Source organism: Planifilum fulgidum (assembly GCF_900113175.1).
Taxonomy (GTDB): Bacteria; Bacillota; Bacilli; order Thermoactinomycetales; family DSM-44946; genus Planifilum; species Planifilum fulgidum.
Map to the genome: position 1 here is coordinate 87,671 of NZ_FOOK01000009.1, position 18,060 is coordinate 105,730.

Sequence of the window (18,060 nt, forward strand, 5' to 3'; positions counted from 1 at the left end):
CGTCTTGAAGATGCGTCAAGGGAGACGGAGCGGGATCTCCCCTCCTGCTATCCCTGAACCAATTTGACTTTGGCGAAACGGCGCTTTCCGACCTGGACCACCATCCCGTCACTAACGGGAAGTTCCGCATCCGTGTCGGTCACTTTCTCCCCGTCGATCCGGACGGCCGACTGCTGGATGAAGCGACGCGCCTCCCCGTTGGAGCCGGCAAGGCCCAGTCGGTTCAGCAGACGGACGATCCACATTTTCCCGTCCTTCAATTCGGAAGCGGAAATCTCCACCTCGTCGATCTCCTCCGGCAGTTTTCCCTGCTGGAAGACGGTGCGGAAATGGCGCTCTGCCTCATCGGCGGCCTCCTGTCCGTGATACATCCGGACAAAGGTGTGGGCCAGGCGCATCTTGGCGTCCCGGGGATGGAGGGTGCCCTTCTCCAGCCCCTCCTTGATCCGGTCCAATTCCTCCGGTGGAAGGTCGGTGGCCAGCTCGTAATACTTCAGCATCAGCTCGTCGGGAATCGACATCGTCTTTCCGTACATCTCCTTGGGCGGTTCGTCGATGCCGATGTAATTGCCCAGGCTTTTGCTCATCTTTTTGACCCCGTCGAGCCCCTCGAGGAGCGGCATCATCATGATCACCTGCTCCGGCTGGCCGTACTCCCGCTGCAGCTGGCGTCCCATGAGCAGGTTGAACTTCTGATCGGTTCCTCCCAGCTCCACATCGCTTTTCAGGGCGACGGAATCATAGCCCTGCATCAGGGGATAGAAAAACTCGTGGACGCTGATGGCCTGACCGCTGTGGTACCGCTTGGCAAAATCGTCCCGCTCCAGCATGCGGGCCACCGTGCACTTGGAGGCCAGCTCCGTCACTTCCATGAACGTGAGGGGTTTCAGCCACGTGCTGTTGAAATGGACCTCCGTCCGCTCAGGAGAGAGAATCTTGAACAGCTGCCGGGTATAGGTCTCCGCGTTGGCTTTCACCTCTTCCTCCGTCAATTGGCGCCGCGTCTCCGATTTTCCCGTGGGATCGCCGATCCGCCCGGTGAAATCGCCGATCACCAGTTGGACGATATGCCCCAGTTCCTGGAACTGGCGCAATTTGTGAAGCACCACCGTATGCCCGATGTGGATATCCGGCGCCGAGGGATCCAGTCCCAGCTTCACCTTGAGGGGCTTGCCCGTCTCAACGGAGCGGCGCAGCTTCCCGACCAGATCCTCCTCGGGAATGATCTCCGCCGTTCCACGGCGAAGAATGGCCAGCTGCCGCTCCACCTCCTCCCGCACTTCGGGGCGCATCTCGGTTTCCATCGACACGTGGAATCACCTTCCCTCCGTTGATTTGAGTCGCTTCGGGCCGATCGACCCGGGACCTCCCGCTTCCGGAAATCATAAAACCCCGTCCCATTAAGGGACGGGGTTTTCCCGCGGTACCACCCTTATTGAAAGCGCCGAGCGCTTTCCACTCTTCGGATAACGGGGAAAACCCCCCGTCGCGCTCCGGCATCCGCCGAAACGCGAAGGCTCCCGGGTGTAATTCGCACGACGGGGACCGCTGGTTCGCAGCAACCACCAGCTCTCTGAAGGGAACCGACCGCCGGCTACTGGGCCCGTTCTTCGCCTTTCTCACATGGATGAAAAAATTTTTTATCCCCGTGATTTTAAGTGATCCGCCCCTCCCTTGCTATGGTATAATATTACCGTACAATGAGGAGGGTAGCAAGCGATGGCAAAGGGAGATTTTCCGTCTCCTCCGGATCAAAACCGGACGGGGAAAAAACGCGTCCTTAAGGGCTTTTTTTATACGCTTTTTATCTGTCTGGTCGTCCTCCTTTCCCTCTCCCTGGGAGCCGCCGGTGTCGCGGCGGGGTACGTGGCCGCCCTGGTCAAGGATGAACCGGTTCGGGACAAGAATTATTTCGACCAAAAGCTTTCGGGCTGGCATCAAACCAGCTACGCCTATTTTCGGGATAAAAGCCTGATCGGTTCGGTTCGGACGCTGATCGGGGACCGCAAACTGGTGGAAAATGACGAAGTCAGCCAATATCTGATCGATGCCCTCATCTCCACCGAAGACCGGGAATTCTACAATCACTCCGGCATCGTCCCGCGCTCCCTCCTGCGTGCCGTCTACGAGGATTTGACCAATCAGAAGGTGGTCACCGGGGGAAGCACCATCACCCAACAGCTGGTCAAGCGGGCCATTTTGGAAAACTATTCGAAAACCTATGACCGGAAGGCCAAGGAAATTCTCCTCGCTCTGCGATTGGAGCGGATGTACAGCAAGGAGGAAATCCTGAACGCCTACCTGAACAGCCTCTATTTCGGGACCGGTTCCGGCGGCCAGCACTTGTACGGCGTGCAAGCCGCGGCCCAGGGGATTTTCGGGGTGGACGCCAAGGACCTGAACATCGCCCAGGCCGCTTATCTCGCCGGCATGATCCAGCGGCCGAACGACTTCAACCCCTTTAAAAAGGAAGGCCTGGAACGCGGCAAGAAGCGGATGAAAATGGTCCTCGACAACATGCTGGACAACGGGAAAATCACCCAGCAGCAGTATGAGGAGGCCCGCTCCTTCGACATCAAAGGATCCCTCACCAAAAAGAAGCAAAACGCCTACAGCCGCTACCCCTACATCATGATGGCCGTGGAGGAACGGGCGGCGGAGGCGCTGATGAGGGCGGACGGCCTCGATCCCAAGGAATTGAGCAAAAAAGGGCAGTATCAGGCGACGCTTCAAAAATATATCCAGAAGGTGCAGCAAGGCGGCTATCACATCTACACGACCATCGACAAAAAGTTGTATGACGCCATGAACAAGGCCGCCAAGAACCCCAACCTGTACGCCCAGCCCATCACATACCGGACAAAGCTGGGCGGCAAATGGGTGACGCTGAAGAACGCGACGGAGGAAGTCGGCGCCACATTGATCGACGTGGAAACGGGGGCGCTCCTCGCCTTTGTCGGGGGAAGGGATTTTGACAAAGAACAGAAAAACCACGCTCTCAATTCACCGCGTCAGCCCGGTTCGGCGATGAAACCGCTCCTCGGATACGGGCCGGCCCTCGACCGCGGTGTGATCACCCCCAATTCGATCATCATCGATGAACCCCTGAAAGCCCGGGGATCGTCCAAGGTATACCGAAACGCCACCGGCCAATACAAGGGGCCCGTCACGGCAAAAACGGCGCTCCAGTGGTCTTACAACATCCCGGCGATCAAGGTGTTCCGCGCCGTCGGCCTGGAGAACGGCTTCAGCTACCTCCGCAAGATGAACTTCCCCGTACATCCCTATGACGGCGAAGCTTCCGTGATCGGCGGTCTCACCTACGGTTTCACCGTCGAGCGGATGACCGCCGGCTACGCGATGATCGCCAACGGCGGCCAATTCAACGAACCGTACATGATCGAGAAAATCGTCGATTCCTCCGGAAAAACCGTTTACGAACACAAGCCGGATCCGGTGCAAGTGATGTCGCCCCAGGCGGCATACATGCTCACCGACATGCTCAAGGCGGTGGTGCGGGGCGGTACCGCCCAATATATCGGCAGCGGATTCGGAGGATATGATCTGGCCGGAAAGACGGGCACGACCCAAAACGAGTACGACCTGTGGTTCGTCGGATACACCCCCAAGGTGGCAATGGGCGTTTGGGTGGGCTACGATTACAACCACCGGATCTCCAACAGCAATCGCGCCAAAATCGTGTGGAGATCGATTTTCCAAGCGGTGCTGAAGGCAGACCCCAATCTGTCGCCGCGCCATCTCCGCTTCAAAAACCCCGGCGGCTTGCCGAGCCAGCAGAAATGCTTCGAGTGCGGACGGCAGAAGGAGTTTGAGAAACAGGACAAGGATAAAGGGGAAAACAACCAACAGCAGCAGCAACCCCGGCCCCAACCCCAGCCCCAGCCCCAACCCGGACCCGACAATCCCGGGGAAGGTGACGGCGGAAACCGCCAGATTCCCATTCCCCAGCCGCCGAACAATAATCAGAGCGAAAACACGGGTTAAACCCGTTTCCCATTTCCCACCCGCAAACATGCGGATGATGCCGAAACACAAAAGAGGGGCGGACTCCAGCCCCTCTTTTCCATTTCCATATCCCTTTCCCCATGAGGAGGGTGCCGCCGAGCGGGGCGGCACCCTTTTCGCCTTTCCGTTTATCAGATCGGGACAAGGCGGTCTCCACCGCCCGACAGTTCCTTCCGGACATTGGATCTCAAAGCAATCGACGCGGCTTCCATCCCCTCCGACCTGCGGACCGGCCCCCTCTAAAGCTTCCGATCCGCCTTCAGGCCGTCGAAACAACAGGCGCAGGGAAATCCCTGCGCCTTCATCGCTTCGTCAATCCTCCATCGTCGACAGGTCTCCCGTGGGCAGGCCCAGCTCCCAAGCCTTCAGCACGCGGCGCATGATCTTTCCGCTGCGGGTCTTGGGCAGCTTATCCCTGAATTCGATCTCCCGCGGCGCGGCGTGGGCGGCAAGTCCCTTCTTCACGAACTCATAAATCTCCTTCTTAAGCTCCTCGGAGGGTTCGTATCCTGCCCTCAGGGAGATGAACGCCTTGATGATCTCGCCCCGGACGGGATCCGGTTTTCCGATCACTCCGGCTTCGGCCACCGCCGGGTGTTCCACCAGTTTGCTTTCCACTTCGAAGGGACCGACCCGCTCACCCGAGGTGTTGATCACATCGTCCAACCGTCCTTGGAACCAGAAGTAGCCGTCTTCATCCATATAGGCGGAGTCGCCGGAGATGTACCATCCGGGAATGCGGAAATATTCGTCGTATTTCGCCTTGTTCTTCCAGATGGCCCGCATCATCGACGGCCAAGGAGTGCGGATGGCCAAGTGCCCCATCTGGTAGGGAGGCAGTTCGTTCCCCTGATCGTCCAGAATCGCCGCTTGAATCCCCGGGAAGGGACGTCCCATCGAACCCGGTTTGATCTCCATGCACGGATAGTTGGCGATCAGGATGCCGCCCGTTTCCGTCATCCACCAGTTGTCGTGAATGCGGCGCCCGTACACTTTCAGTCCCCAGCGGACCACTTCGGGGTTAAGGGGTTCTCCGACGCTGAGAATGTGACGCAAACGGGACAGATCGTATTTCTTGACGATCTCCTCGCCGGCCCCCATCAACATCCGGAAAGCCGTCGGCGCGCTGTACCAGACGGTCACACCGTATTTTTCCAGGGTCCGATACCAGTCGTCCGGATTGAACCGTCCTCCCCGGATCACATTGGTCACGCCGTTCAGCCAGGGAGCGAAAATGCCGTAGGAGGTTCCCGTGACCCATCCCGGATCGGCGGTGCACCAGTAAATGTCGTCCTCCTGCAGGTCCAGCACCCATTTCCCGGTCTGATAATGTTGGATCATGGCGTTGTGGACATGGAGCACGCCCTTCGGCTTTCCGGTGGAACCGGAAGTGTAGTGGATCAGCATCGGATCCTCACGGTCGACCCACTCGATTTCCAGTTCCGGGGAAGCCGCTTCCATCTCCTTGTGAAAATCGTAATACCCCTCGCCCAGCTCCCCTTCGATCTCGCCCACCAGAATGATGTGCTTGAGGGCAGGCAGGTCTTTCACCGGCACCCGTTCCAATAGCTGCGGCGTGGTGACGAGCGCCACCGCCTCGCTGTTTTCCAGCCGGTCCCGGACAGCCGCTTCCATGAAGGCCTCGAAGAGGGGACCGACCACCGCCCCGATCTTGATCGCGCCGAGAAAACTGAAATACAACTCCGGAGTGCGCGGCATGAAGATGAAAACCCGGTCGCCTTTTTTTATGCCCAACTTCCGAAGAACATTTCCAAAACGGTTGGACTTCTCTTTCATTTCCAAAAACGTGTATTGTTCTTCACGGTTCGCATCGCTGTAGTAGAGGGCGATCTTGTCGCGACGGTCGGATTCCGCATGCCGGTCGATCGCTTCATAGGCGGCGTTCACTTTTCCGGTTTCATACCAGGAGAAAACCTTTTCAACGTCTTTCCAATCAAAATTGCGGTAAGTCTCCTCATAATCTTTCATGTTGTTCCCTGTTGTCATCACCTTGATCCGTTCCGAATGATCCATCTCCGTTTCCCTCCTTGTTGAAAACGGCTTCATCACCAATCATTATAACACACATATAAACATTCGCAATTTCCGATTTAATTTATATGATCCCCTTTTATTTAAAAAGCTAGGAATCCCCGCATGCTTTCTATATAATGAAACCACACAAAGCACTCCCGGGAGGTGGCGGTTCGGCCCCATGGAGCACGTCAAACGGTACCACCGCAAAGTTCTGAATGCGAACGGAAAATGCCTGGTGACGGAAGGGCCCGTTTCCCCGGAAACCATCGAACGATACCCCTTCCACGAAGGGCTGGTGGCCTTTCGGCCGCCGGAACAGCAGCGAAAGGCGATGATCGAGATCGCCCGTCTTCCCGAAGGGCGAATCATCATCGCGCGGACGGAAGACACGATCGTCGGTTACGTCTCCTTTCTCTATCCCGATCCCTTGGAACGCTGGTCCGAAGGGAACATGGAGGACCTGCTGGAACTGGGAGCCATCGAGGTGGCGCCCCCCTACCGCAAATACGGAGTGGCCAAGGCCATGCTGAAAACCGCCTTCGCCGATCCGGCAATGGAAAACTACATCGTCATCTCCACGGAATACTACTGGCACTGGGACCTCAAGGGAACGGGACTGTCCGTTTGGGAATACCGCAAAGTGATGGAAAAGGTGATGGGCAGCGTCGGCATGGAGTGGTTCGCCACCGACGACCCGGAAATCACCTCCCATCCCGCCAACTGCCTGATGGCCCGCATCGGCAAAAACGTCCCTCTCGAATCCATCGAAAAATTTGACCGGCTCCGCTTCATCAACCGGCATTTCTATTAAATCATTCTGAATGGAAGGAAAAATTTAACCTCTCTTTTGGAAATAACCCCGGCTCAAACAGCCGCGGGATTTTTGCTTTTTATTTCCGCAAGCTTCCCGCATGCCCAAAGCGGTCCTCTCGTCCTTCGCATCGCGCCTGAAATGTTCCGAATCTTCCGCCCGCCTTTATTTCTTCGGGTTGAAAAGGTAGAATATAGCCAAAGAAAACAGCTTTTCGGAAAACGAGCAAAAGGGGATTTCATCATGCTGATCGAAGAAATCATGCACCGCCGTGTCCATACCGCCGGACCGGACACGACGCTGAAACAGGCCCTTCAACTGCTTCAGGAACACCGGATTCGCCACCTTCCCGTGACGGATGGGGACCGGCTCGTGGGCATTGTGACCGACCGCGATCTGCGGGAAGCCTGCCCCTCCATCCTGGAGAAAAACCCCCAGGACGACACTCTCGAACAGCCGATTTCGTCCATCATGAAAAGGGAGGTGATCACCGCCCATCCCCTCGATTTCATCGAAGACGCCGCCCGGCTCATGTATGAACACCGCATCGGCTGCCTGCCCGTCCTTCAGGAGGAGCGGCTGGTCGGCATCGTCACCCAGACCGATGTCCTTCACACCCTGATCGAGCTTTTCGGCGTCGACAGGCCCAGTCAACGGGTGGAAATCGAGGTGCCCGACCGAGCCGGCATGCTGGCGGATGCGGCCCGGGTGTTCCGCCAGCACAAAGCCAATCTCCTGAGCGTCATCATGCATCCGGGAACCCGCGAAAACACCCGGCGCATCGTCTTTCGGGCGGAGACGATGCTGATCGACGACATTGTCCGGGAGCTCCGGGCGGCCGGTCACCGAGTCCTGTGGCCACCTGTGGAAGACCAGGAGCCGGAGGGATCCAAGTGAAACATTCGGCCCTGATGGTCTACGGCGATGCATTCCTGCGGTACCGCTTTCATGATAGCCACCCTTTCCAGCCGAAACGAATCCAGCTCACCCTCGACCTGATCCGGTCCTTCGGATGGATTGAAGAAGATCAGTTGATTGCCCCCCGGAGGGCGGCGGACAAGGAACTTGCCCGCACGCACGAGGAGAGCTTTATCGAAACGGTGAAACAAGCTCCCGGCGGCGCCCTTTCCACGGAGCGTCTGGAAGCCTGCGGACTGGGAACGGAAGACAATCCCGTCTTTCCGGGCATGCACGAGGCGGCGGCCACCGTCGTCGGCGGCACCCTCGTCGCCGCCGAACAGGTGATGTCGGGGAAGTGCGAACACGCCCTCAACCTCGCGGGCGGGCTTCATCACGCCCTCCGGGGGCGCGCCTCCGGTTTTTGCATCTACAACGATGCGGCGGTGGCCATCGCCTGGCTGCGGAAGGAGTACGACGCCCGGGTTCTGTACATCGACACCGACGCCCACCACGGAGACGGGGTGCAATGGGCCTTTTACGACGACCCGCAGGTCATGACCATCTCCATCCACGAAACGGGCAAATACCTGTTTCCCGGCACCGGTTCCGTTTACGAACGGGGTCAGGGGCCGGGATTCGGAACCAGCATCAATCTTCCCCTGGACGCCTTCACCGAGGACGAGTCCTGGCTGGACGCCTTTCTCCGCGTCGTGCCTGAGGCGGCCCGCCGGTTCCGCCCCGATGTGATCCTGTCGCAAAACGGCTGCGACGCCCACCGGTACGATCCCCTCACCCATCTGTCGGCGACGATGCGGATCTACCGGGAAATCCCCCGGACCGTCCACCAGCTGGCCCACGAATTGTGCGACGGCCGGTGGATCGCCGTCGGCGGGGGCGGTTACGACATGTGGCGGGTCGTCCCCCGGGCCTGGACCTGGTTGTGGGCGGAAATGAACGACTGCGCACCGGAAGAAGCGGACATCCCGGCGGAATGGCTCAAGCGGTGGCAACCGGAAAGTCCCGTCGACTTGCCCCAAACCCTGCACGACCCGGACGGACTGTTTTCCCCCATCCCCCGCCGGGCCGAGATTACAGAAAAAAACCGGCGCACCACAGACCAGGTCCTGCAAATGATCAAAAACCACTTGTAAATCCGTCCGTAAAGGGGGGATCCCGATGCCCCGCCTCCTCCTCTTCGGCGCAAGCGGCGCCGTGGGCAAGGCCCTCGTCCGCCTGTTGGAGGCCGAAAACGCGTACACCGTTCACGGCACCTGCCGGAGCAATAGGCCTCCTCTCCCCGCCGAACGGTGCCACCGTCTGGATCTGGAGGATTTCCGAAAGCTCGAGCTCCTTTGGGAACGCATCCGGCCGGACGCGGTCGTGCTGGCGCTGCGGGGGGATTATGAGAAACAGCTTCGCTTCCATCGGGCCGTGGCGGAACTGGCCAAGGGGTCTTCCTGTGACGTGTGGTTCTGCTCCACTTCCGCGGTATTCGACGGTTCCGCAAAGAAGCCCCACACGGAGGAGGAAGCCCCCGCTCCCGAAAGCGAATACGGCCGCTTCAAGGCCGCCTGCGAAGAGATGATGGCATCCGTCCTGGGAAGCCGCCTCCGCATCCTGCGCTTTCCGGCGGTCTTCGGCAGGGACGTTCCCCGGGTGACGCAGCTTATGGAACGGCTCAAACGGGGCGAAATCGTCGAATACCACGACAACTTCTTCGCCAACCGCCACACCGACGAGATGCTGGCCCGGCAGATCGCTTTCCTCCTCCGCCACAGGCCGGAGGGAATCTTTCATCTGGGATCCGTGGATATCATGAGCCAGGCGGAATTCTACCGGGAACTGGTCTTCCGCCTGGGCTACCCGAAGGAGCGCGTCAAGGCGATCTCCCACCCCGCCGACCGCATCCTCGCCGTCCTGTCCAAGCGGGATTGGCCCGAGGAGTTGCGGATCACCCATGATGACATTCTGGATCACTTTCGAAGCTGAGTTTCCATTCTTGGAAGTGAGGAACTCTTTAAAGAACGTTCCCCTTCCCCCAAACTTAAAAGCCAGCCTTTCCCGCCTAGAAAAACATCCAAAATGCCCACAAATCGAAGCCTCCCGGCGCGCTTTTTTCAGCTCGGAACCCGCATCCGTCAACAAAGGGACACCCGGTTGAAAATCATCCGGGTGTCCCTTTCAGGCTTATCGGTTGATCTCCGCGAACGCTCTTCCTCAACCCCCGCTCAAACCGCGCCTGGCCTCTTCAGGCAAAATGGAGTCGTAATTCATGAATTGGATCATTTCGCGAAAATGGTTGGATACATCGCAGGTTCCGTATTCCACGTCGTCCGTTTCCTTGCCACCAATGAAAAAGTTTTTCCGATACCGTCCATCCACCTCGTAAAGATAGGTCACAAGACTAATTTCTCTTCCGTCAAAATACCTTTTCTGTACATTTTTCAGGAATAATTGTTGGCCAATTAATACATAAGCTTCTACCAGCTCAGAATCCAAGTTTTCGTTTAGATAAAGCACACCACAAAAACCTTTCTTGTTAAAGGTCATTTTCACAATATATTGAGGTCTATTTTTGTCAGAGATGATCACGACATAGGGCCTTTCATTTTCATGAAAATGTCTGGCTTGTTCATGGGAAAGCTTCCCTCTGGCCTTTTTTCGTATAGATCTCCAGCTTTCGTAGAACTCCGCAATCATGGTATATCCTCCTAGTTCGCTGGGTTCCCGTTTTCATCCCGAATTGTATTGTCCCACTCCCGGCAAAAGCCAAAATCTAAGGCACGCCATTCTTTTGAACGGGGACCTTAATATCCCCGTTGATACTATTTGTTTCCTCGTTAACCTCTTTCCCCATATCTCATCGGGACGGGAAGGACCGCTTCTTCCGGATGGCAAGCCCCGCTTTGCCGGTGCCGCTCATCCCCCCGTCGCACACCACGGCATAATCCGATCCCATGCTGCGCAGAAACTGGATGTGGGACTCATAACGGGCGAAATCTTCCTCCCGCTCCCACCCCGAACTGAACTGCACCGTGACCCACGCTCCCGACAATACCAGGCCGTACCGGGCCAAGAGGCGCTTCAGCGCTTCGGGATCCTCCGGAAACTTGCGGCTCATTTCCGTTCCGGAGAAACCGAGTTCCCGCATGTCGGCCAACACGGCCTCCGCTTCGTAAAAATCCCCCAGGTCGTCCATGTCATTGTTGATCCAGTTGATCGGCGAAATACCCAACCGCACATTGTAAAATCCCGACACCGGCCAACCACCTCTTTGACAGGGATGACGGGACACGCCTTTTCCGTGGATGAGTAAGCGTTTAACCCACTCAATATTCAAGGGTGGATGAGCCGGATAAATCGGCGGAGAGGTTCGATTTTCTGGCTAAACGTTTAACATCCTTTATTGCAAATCACCCGGAATATCCATTATTCTTTTTTGGGGAGATAGTACAAATCGCTTATTTAAAGGATATTCGCCAATTTTTGGATCACCTGACTCGTTTGGAATCGCTTTCAATATTTTTCAAAGGGGGTATTCGCGTGAAAAAGGGACTCGTCGTTTTGGTTTTGCTGCTGTTTGCAGCGGGAACCATCCTTCCCGGATGCCAAGCAAACGAGGGCGATTCCGGCGTGGTGACCATCACGGCGTGGACGCAGGGCCCAGAAGTGACAAGGCTGACGAATCTGGTCAAAGCATCCGAAAAATTGAACGAGGAACTGAAATCCCAGGGAAAAGACGTTCAGGTCAAGGTCGTCACCAAACAACTGGAAGTGAGTTGGGAAGATTACGCCAAACAGTTTATGCTCGCCTTCAAGGCCGGCAAAGCGCCTGACATATATACCACCGGCCATGAAAACATCGGATGGCTGGCCGACGGAAAGTATATCATGCCCCTTGACGAATTGAAAAAATCGGAAGCGTATGCGGATGTTTTCCCCGTGCTGTGGGAATCCGCCACTTACCGGGGAAAAATTTGGGGAGCACTGCAGGATACCGAAGTGCGACCCGTCTTTTACAACAAGGACATTTTGAAGGCAATGGGCTGGTCCGATGAACAAATCGATGACCTCCCCGAAAAAGTGAAAAAGGGTGAATTCACCCTGAAGGATATGACCGAACTGGCCGAAAAAGCGGTAAAAGAAGGAAAGGCCAAGTATGGCATCGTGCACCGGCCGGTCAACGGACCCGACTTCCACTACTTTAACTACCTGTTCGGCGGAACCCTCTACGATAAGAAGGAAAACAAGATTGTTCTGGACAAACAAGCCGTCAGGAAGCAGCTCGGTTACTTCCATGAAATTGCGCAAAAGAAATTGATCCCGAACAACTTGATCGCAATGGAATGGAAAAACGTCCACAAGATCGTGGTCAACGGACAGACCCTGTTCTATTACGGCGGCATCTGGAATGTCTTTAACTGGAGCTCCGACAATTTCCACGACAAACTGGGAAAAGTGGATGAAAAGTGGATTAACGAGCATTTCGGCATGATGCTCGTTCCGGCGGCGGAAAAGGGCGGAAAGCCCGTCACCCTGTCTCACCCGATGGTTTACACGGTAAATGCCAAAACAAAACATCCGGATTTGGTGAAGCGGTTGTTGGAGCTCGTGGCGGATCCCAAGCTGCAAACGGAGCACAATGTGAAAACCTTCCATCTTCCCATCACGAAGAGCGGCGCCGAGGATCCGGACTTTCAAGCCAACACTTCTTTGAGCAGCGTAAACTACATGACGGAATACACCACATTCCTGCCAAACCACGAAGGCTTCACCAAATACAGCAATGTGTTCTGGGATGCGCTGCAGGCCGTTGAGCTCGGAAAGCAAACGCCGGATGAGGCGGTCCAATCGATGGTTTCCCAGCTCAAGGTGGATCTCGGGGAAGATCTGAAAATCGTGGAATAATCCTTCGGCTTTGTATCCGCCAGGAATCTCCTGGCGGATACAACCGATAAGGGGAGGATCGGAATGGAAAAGGGCGTCGTTTCGGGCGGGATTCGGAAAAAAAGCCTGCCTTGGCTGATGCTTTCCCCCTTCCTTATCCTCGTCTTCGTTTTCTACTTTTTGCCGGTGGTTTTGATCGCCGTCAACGCCTTCACGGGCATGGATTCGGCTTTGGAGTGGAATTTCATCGGGCTTTCCAATTTCAAGAAAATGCTGCTGGATCCCAACATCATTGAAATCTTCAAAAACACCTTCATCTATGTTTTCTTCACCCTGCTGATCAATGTCTTCTTCGGGCTGGCCCTGGGCCTTTTGACCACTTATTTTATCCAGAAAGAGAATATCGGGCTTTTGTTCAGGACCATCTGGATGCTTCCGCGAATTTCTCCTCCGGTCGTTTACGTTCTGCTGTGGCTGTGGTTTCTCGACCCCAGTCCCTATGGCGTCCTGAACAGTTTGAGGGCGCTGATGGATTTGCCCCCGGGGGAATGGCTGACAAGCCACCCGAAGACGGCGATCATCCTGGCCAACGGCATGATCGGGGCTTCCTTCGGAATGATCATCTTTTCGTCGGCGATCAAATCGATTCCCACGGACCTTTTTCAGGCCGCAAAGGTGGACGGCGCTTCCCAATGGTCCATCATCAAAGACATTATCCTTCCCGCCATTCGCTGGCCTCTGATGTTCGTGACCATGTGGCAACTCCTGTCGCTGCTGACCTCTTATGAATACATTTTGTTGCTGACCGGGGGCGGACCGGGAGTGGAAAGCGAAGTGTTGGCCCTGTATTCCTACCACAAAGCCTTTGAGAGCTTTGAATACGGATACGGATCCGCCATATCCCTCGTCCTGGTTTTCGTCGCTTTGATCCTGTGTTTCATCCTCTGGAAAGTATTCGGCATGGAAAAGATGATGGGCGCTTCCAAAGTTGAATAGAAAGGAGTCGGATCATGGAAGCAGCATGTGAAAGTCGGGTTGCGGCTTCCAGGGCAGGGTTTTTGTCCAGATGGAAAAGGAGGCTCCCTTATATCATCGCCTATGGGGTGCTGGGAATCACCACCCTTCCGATCATCCTCATGTATTTGTGGCTGTTTTTGAACTCCTTTTCCACCCAGATGAAGTACGGGATCGTTCCAACCGATTTCACCCTGGAAAACTGGAGATTCCTGTGGACAAACGTGGAAACGGCGGGCGGCTCCGTTTTGCCAAACATATGGAAGGCCACCTGGAATTCGCTGATGTTTTCCGGACTGCTGACCGTCCTTGAGGTATCGATCGGCGTGATGGCGGGATACGCCCTGTCCCGGATGAATTTTCCGGGACGGCAAAGTCTGCTGAAATTGACGCTGATCCTGCACGCCTTCCCAAGCATTGCGCTTTTGATCGCCGTGTTTTTTATCCTCAATTTCCTCGGCCTGTACGACTCGCTGTACGGCGTCATTCTGGCCAAGACCGCCTTGCAGATTCCCATGACGGCCTGGATCATCAAAGGGTTCTTCGATGACGTGCCCTGGGATTTGGAATGGGCCGGCATGATTGATGGATGCAGCCGCTTCAAAGTTTGGTACACGATTGTCATCCCGATGGTCAAACCGGGGATTGCGGCCGTCAGCATCTTTTCGTTCCTGGCCGGCTGGTCGGAATTCCTGCTGCTTTATTCCTTTGTGATCAGCGATGAGAACATCACCCTGGCCACTTATTTGCAGAAGCTGTTGAACGACCCCAATTTGATCAACTACGGCCTCCTGAGTTCTGTCTCCCTGTTTTATATGATCCCCGTTCTGATCTTCTTCATCTTCACCCAAAAATCGCTGATGCAGGTGGCGATCGGAGGAGGAAAGCGGGTATGAAAATAGAACTGAAAAATGTCTGCAAGACCTTCGGCAAGAAGTCCCATGCCGTCAACGACCTGAGCATGACGATCGAAGACGGGGAATTTGTGGCTCTCCTCGGTCCGAGCGGATGCGGGAAGTCAACCACCTTGCTGATGATCGCGGGAATTTACAAACCCACAAGCGGAGGCATCTATTTTGACGACCGACTGGTCAACGATGTGGAACCGAAGGATCGAAATATCGGGATGGTGTTCCAGAGCTATGCCTTATACCCGCATATGACGGTTTTGGAAAATATCGCATTTCCGCTGAAACAGCAAAAGGTTCCGAAGGAAGAACGCATTGAGCGTTCCAAAAAAGCGGCCGAAATGGTGCAATTGGGCGATCTGCTGGACCGAAAGCCCAGCCAGCTTTCCGGCGGACAGCAACAGCGGGTCGCTCTGGCCCGGGCCATCGTGAAAAAGCCCAAACTGCTCCTGTTGGATGAACCGCTTTCCAACCTGGATGCCCGGTTAAAAATCGAAATGAGGGAAGAAATATCCCGGATTCAAAAGGAACTGGGCATCACGACCATCATGGTGACCCACGATCAGGAAGAAGCGATGACGATTGCCGACCGGGTTGCGGTCATGAAAGACGGCCGACTGATTCAGTACAGCACGCCCATGGAATTGTACAACCGGCCGAAGAATTACTTTGTGGCCCAGTTTGTGGGAACGCCTCCGATGAATTTTCTTTCGGGAAAATTGGTGGAAATGGACGGGAAACACTTCATCCAAATAAATGACAAAGTTCACCCGCTGAACGGCCTGGCTGTCAAATCGAACGGAAAGATGCAGGATGTGCTTGTGGGGATTCGTCCCCACGACCTGAAACTGGGCACGGACGGAGACATCACGATCGAAGGAGTCGTGAACCTGGTGGAACCGGTCGGACATTCCCTGATGGTAAATGTGAAAGTCGGCACCGACCAGATCCGCTTTTTTGCCGAACCGGCCCAGCAGATGGAGCGCGGCGGCAAAATCGAATTGTCCGCCCCCATCCCTTCGATTCACCTCTTTGATCCGAACACCGGAGAAAGTCTGAGGAAACAGGAATTCAACGAGGACCAGTTCGATGAATTTGCCGTCAGCTCTTAAAGGGAAGATGCGGCAAGAAGTGCGATCAACAGTCCTATCGCGCAGTTAAGGAGTCCCCGTCGCATCTCCGGCGGTTCGCGGCGCCCCATACATACGGGAGCGAAAATCATTGAAGTGGATGTAAACGCAAAGACGGGATTTCGCTTCGTACATAATGATCCCGCATCCACCTGCAAACAAAAGGGGGCGCTATGAACTTTAAGGCATTGGAAGGCTTTCCGGAAAGGGGGGATCGGCTGGAAAACGTTTTATCGCTCATTCAAGAGCATCAGCGGGTCATCAATTTGGAGGTGAGGGCGGATCTTTCCGTTGAACCCATGATCTAAACACGGAATGCGCAATGATGGGATCATTTCCGGCTGTGAAAAGGAAGAAGCGGCTCACGTCACAGGTTCCGCTCAACGCCAGCGCAAACCGAGGATAGTGCTGCGGAATACATCGTCACCACCCATTGCAGGGAATCTCTCGCGGAATACGCTTCCCCGAGATGTTCGCCCGTTCCGGTTTGGACGGTTGATGCCTCATGAAATGAAGCAATTTTCGGACCTGGTCGTCTATTCCATCACCTCCGAGGAGTTCAGACCCCTGGTCCGTATGAGAAACCACCGAAAATAAGGCATCATGGGGTGGAATTTGTTTTGATCGATTCGTTTTTATACGAATATCTGAGAGGAAATAAGAAGTTGATCAGATATATGAACGAGGGCAAACTTTCCCGATCCGACTTTTATCCGTTGGCGATCGCCCAGCTTGAACTGTTGAAACAGGCCGATCCGAAGAATCCATCCTATGTGTCATGCCAAGCCGAATTCTACCATTTGGACGGACATCTGCGCCGGGCGGGAGAGCTGTATCGTCAGGTATTGGAAATGGAGCCGCCGATGGAGCTGAAAGAAAAGGAAAAGCGATGGATACAGAAATTTTGCCCCCTTCTCCTGACCACTTCAAAGGAATGTTTTCCGCTCCGGGATGTGGTTGCAATTCATCACCCGACCTCCCCTTTGATCGGTTACCACTTATTTTGGGAAGATGATTACGATTTTCCGGATGACTGTGAACCGAGCGATCATGAAGCGATCTGGATCCAATATGATCCCGAAAGGGAAGAGGTCGTGAAGGTGATGTGCTGGTTCCACTCCCGGATCATCGAATCGGAATTTGCCGTGAAAGAAGCGCACAACAACCGCCAACGGGCCATCATCCGGGTTGAGTGGGGAAAACACGGGTCCCTTCTTTGCGGTTGGGAAAGCATGCGCGATCCGTTGACGGGAATTCCTTTACGAAAGTGGCTGAGGAAAAACTATGAACAAGTGAAATCGGGAGGGCGGATGCCCGCCCACCCCTTGAAGAAATTCTGGCCGGCCGGATTTGACGGAACATTTGAAGAATATACGGATTTTTCGGTTCCGGTTGATCCCCGGGAATGGCTGCGGGAAAAGCCTCTCATGTTTAAAACCCAATGGGCGAATGCGGCACTGTTTACGCAAGCCTTGCATTACAATTTTCATCCCAAAATGGAATGGCCGAACCGCGCCCACAGGGCCCTTCGCGGATCATAATAAGCACGGATCGAAAAAAGGAATGGGCTTCCGCCGGCCTGCGGGCCCGGGGACCCGGTTTGGTCCGTTGCGGGGAAATCTCCCTCGGCGGGAAGCCGACCTCATGCGGCTCCGGCGAAAAAACGCGGTGTGTAAGCGGACTTTGAAGATTCCTCATTCCGGGCACGGCAAAAATGCGGCCAAAACCATCCGGCGGGAAAACGCTTTTCCCCCGGCGGATATGATCGGTTGGCATCCGCCCGAACGCGTATCTTCTTCACGCCAACGATGCGGAAAAGGACCAAAGGATTTCCGACCGACGCCCACCGGGCTGATTCCGGGGCAAGGAGTCATCCCTCCCGGGAGATGCTCCCACACCGCTTGAAATCGGCTGCACCGGTCCGGTCGGCGTCAAACCCCCGCCCCGAGCATTGAAAACACCGAGCAGAGGGGAAAACAACCCCTCGCCCATACTGGTCAAGCCCCAAAAATGTAGACACGTAAAAACACCCGGCTTATGCGGCGTGCTGACGCCTGTATTCTACAGGCGTCAGCTTGTTTAATTTCAGTTGAAGCCGCTCCTCGTTGTAAAAACGAATATACCTTTGAATTAGGATTTGAGCCTGCTCAGTATCTTGGATATGATGGTGTTGGAGAGCTTCTGTCTTTAAGTGGGAGAAGAAGCTCTCGATTGGGGCATTGTCCAAGCAATTGCCTCTTCTTGACATGCTGGATCTGAGGCCAAACTGAGCTAGCATGTGATGGTAGTCATGGGACGTGTACTGGAAACCACGGTCACTGTGAAGGATGGTTCCAGACACGTCCGC

Annotated in this window: 15 protein-coding genes and 1 other annotated feature; of the genes, 10 read left to right on the plus strand and 5 right to left on the minus strand. The window is 55.3% G+C overall.

Translation table 11 applies throughout. The annotated features are described in order from the left end of the window. Nucleotides 1-47: 47 nt before the first annotated feature. On the minus strand, nt 48-1,304 hold the full coding sequence (tyrS, locus tag BM063_RS07270; protein WP_092037447.1) for a tyrosine--tRNA ligase: 1,257 nt from the start codon (nt 1,302-1,304) through the stop codon (nt 48-50). Nucleotides 1,305-1,400: 96 nt separating this feature from the next. Continuing rightward, nucleotides 1,401-1,620, minus strand: a binding site (T-box leader). Between the two features lie 99 nt (nt 1,621-1,719). On the opposite strand from tyrS, the gene BM063_RS07275 reads away from it, so the two are divergent. Then, entirely contained in the window at nt 1,720-4,005 is a 2,286-nt protein-coding gene (locus tag BM063_RS07275) for a transglycosylase domain-containing protein (protein ID WP_092037389.1), read from the plus strand. Nucleotides 4,006-4,338: 333 nt separating this feature from the next. On the opposite strand, the gene acsA is transcribed toward BM063_RS07275, so the two are convergent. Next, nucleotides 4,339-6,060: an acetate--CoA ligase gene (acsA, locus tag BM063_RS07280; protein ID WP_092037392.1), complete on the minus strand. Its 1,722-nt coding sequence runs from the start codon at nt 6,058-6,060 to the stop codon at nt 4,339-4,341. Nucleotides 6,061-6,241: 181 nt separating this feature from the next. Here acsA and BM063_RS07285 point away from each other — a divergent pair, with 181 nt between their 5' ends. The 4 genes from BM063_RS07285 (at nt 6,242) to BM063_RS07300 (ending at nt 9,763) form a co-directional block, all read left to right on the plus strand. Beyond that, a complete protein-coding gene (locus BM063_RS07285; protein ID WP_092037394.1) occupies nt 6,242-6,874 on the plus strand; it encodes a GNAT family N-acetyltransferase in 633 nt (210 codons plus the stop codon). A 243-nt stretch (nt 6,875-7,117) separates the two neighbouring features. Then, entirely contained in the window at nt 7,118-7,771 is a 654-nt protein-coding gene (locus tag BM063_RS07290) for a CBS and ACT domain-containing protein (protein ID WP_092037396.1), read from the plus strand. Beyond that, nucleotides 7,768-8,925 carry an acetoin utilization protein AcuC gene (locus tag BM063_RS07295; protein ID WP_092037398.1) on the plus strand — a complete coding sequence of 386 codons (1,158 nt, stop codon included), beginning with the start codon at nt 7,768-7,770 and terminating at the stop codon, nt 8,923-8,925. Before BM063_RS07290 ends, BM063_RS07295 begins: the two co-directional genes overlap by 4 nt. Before the next feature lie 25 nt (nt 8,926-8,950). Next, on the plus strand, nt 8,951-9,763 hold the full coding sequence (locus BM063_RS07300; protein WP_092037400.1) for a sugar nucleotide-binding protein: 813 nt from the start codon (nt 8,951-8,953) through the stop codon (nt 9,761-9,763). 228 nt (nt 9,764-9,991) lie between these two features. Here the strand turns inward: BM063_RS07300 and BM063_RS07305 are convergent, their stop codons facing one another. Continuing rightward, a complete protein-coding gene (locus BM063_RS07305) occupies nt 9,992-10,474 on the minus strand; it encodes a hypothetical protein (RefSeq protein WP_092037402.1) in 483 nt (160 codons plus the stop codon). Between the two features lie 160 nt (nt 10,475-10,634). Continuing rightward, a complete protein-coding gene (locus tag BM063_RS07310; RefSeq protein WP_092037404.1) occupies nt 10,635-11,033 on the minus strand; it encodes an IolE/MocC family protein in 399 nt (132 codons plus the stop codon). A gap of 284 nt (nt 11,034-11,317) precedes the next feature. On the opposite strand from BM063_RS07310, the gene BM063_RS07315 reads away from it, so the two are divergent. From BM063_RS07315 to BM063_RS07335, 5 genes are all read left to right on the plus strand, one after another. Next, nucleotides 11,318-12,682, plus strand: coding sequence for a sugar ABC transporter substrate-binding protein (locus tag BM063_RS07315; RefSeq protein WP_245752140.1), 1,365 nt, complete (start codon nt 11,318-11,320; stop codon nt 12,680-12,682). Between the two features lie 63 nt (nt 12,683-12,745). Next, a complete protein-coding gene (locus tag BM063_RS07320; RefSeq protein ID WP_092037406.1) occupies nt 12,746-13,657 on the plus strand; it encodes a carbohydrate ABC transporter permease in 912 nt (303 codons plus the stop codon). Between the two features lie 14 nt (nt 13,658-13,671). Next, nucleotides 13,672-14,571, plus strand: coding sequence for a carbohydrate ABC transporter permease (locus BM063_RS07325; protein ID WP_092037408.1), 900 nt, complete (start codon nt 13,672-13,674; stop codon nt 14,569-14,571). Then, entirely contained in the window at nt 14,568-15,695 is a 1,128-nt protein-coding gene (locus BM063_RS07330; RefSeq protein WP_092037411.1) for an ABC transporter ATP-binding protein, read from the plus strand. The genes BM063_RS07325 and BM063_RS07330 overlap by 4 nt, the downstream gene beginning before the upstream one ends. Nucleotides 15,696-16,378: 683 nt before the next feature. Beyond that, the gene (locus tag BM063_RS07335; RefSeq protein ID WP_143085268.1) at nt 16,379-17,254 is read left to right on the plus strand and encodes a hypothetical protein; all 876 of its coding nucleotides are present in this window, start codon (nt 16,379-16,381) and stop codon (nt 17,252-17,254) included. A gap of 494 nt (nt 17,255-17,748) precedes the next feature. On the opposite strand, the gene BM063_RS17840 is transcribed toward BM063_RS07335, so the two are convergent. After that, complete coding sequence (locus BM063_RS17840; RefSeq protein WP_092040967.1) at nt 17,749-17,991, minus strand: IS3 family transposase; 243 nt, start codon at nt 17,989-17,991, stop codon at nt 17,749-17,751. Between the last annotated feature and the right edge of the window lie 69 nt (nt 17,992-18,060).

Bases quoted from the DNA above. Each gene is read 5' to 3' on its own strand.
- tyrS (WP_092037447.1), bottom strand. From the start codon at position 1,304: ATGGAAACCGAGATGCGCCCCGAAGTGCGGGAGGAGGTGGAGCGGCAG.
- BM063_RS07275 (WP_092037389.1), top strand. From the start codon at position 1,720: ATGGCAAAGGGAGATTTTCCGTCTCCTCCGGATCAAAACCGGACGGGG.
- acsA (WP_092037392.1), bottom strand. From the start codon at position 6,060: ATGGATCATTCGGAACGGATCAAGGTGATGACAACAGGGAACAACATG.
- BM063_RS07285 (WP_092037394.1), top strand. From the start codon at position 6,242: ATGGAGCACGTCAAACGGTACCACCGCAAAGTTCTGAATGCGAACGGA.
- BM063_RS07290 (WP_092037396.1), top strand. From the start codon at position 7,118: ATGCTGATCGAAGAAATCATGCACCGCCGTGTCCATACCGCCGGACCG.
- BM063_RS07300 (WP_092037400.1), top strand. From the start codon at position 8,951: ATGCCCCGCCTCCTCCTCTTCGGCGCAAGCGGCGCCGTGGGCAAGGCC.
- BM063_RS07305 (WP_092037402.1), bottom strand. From the start codon at position 10,474: ATGATTGCGGAGTTCTACGAAAGCTGGAGATCTATACGAAAAAAGGCC.
- BM063_RS07320 (WP_092037406.1), top strand. From the start codon at position 12,746: ATGGAAAAGGGCGTCGTTTCGGGCGGGATTCGGAAAAAAAGCCTGCCT.
- BM063_RS07325 (WP_092037408.1), top strand. From the start codon at position 13,672: ATGGAAGCAGCATGTGAAAGTCGGGTTGCGGCTTCCAGGGCAGGGTTT.
- BM063_RS07330 (WP_092037411.1), top strand. From the start codon at position 14,568: ATGAAAATAGAACTGAAAAATGTCTGCAAGACCTTCGGCAAGAAGTCC.
- BM063_RS17840 (WP_092040967.1), bottom strand. From the start codon at position 17,991: ATGCTAGCTCAGTTTGGCCTCAGATCCAGCATGTCAAGAAGAGGCAAT.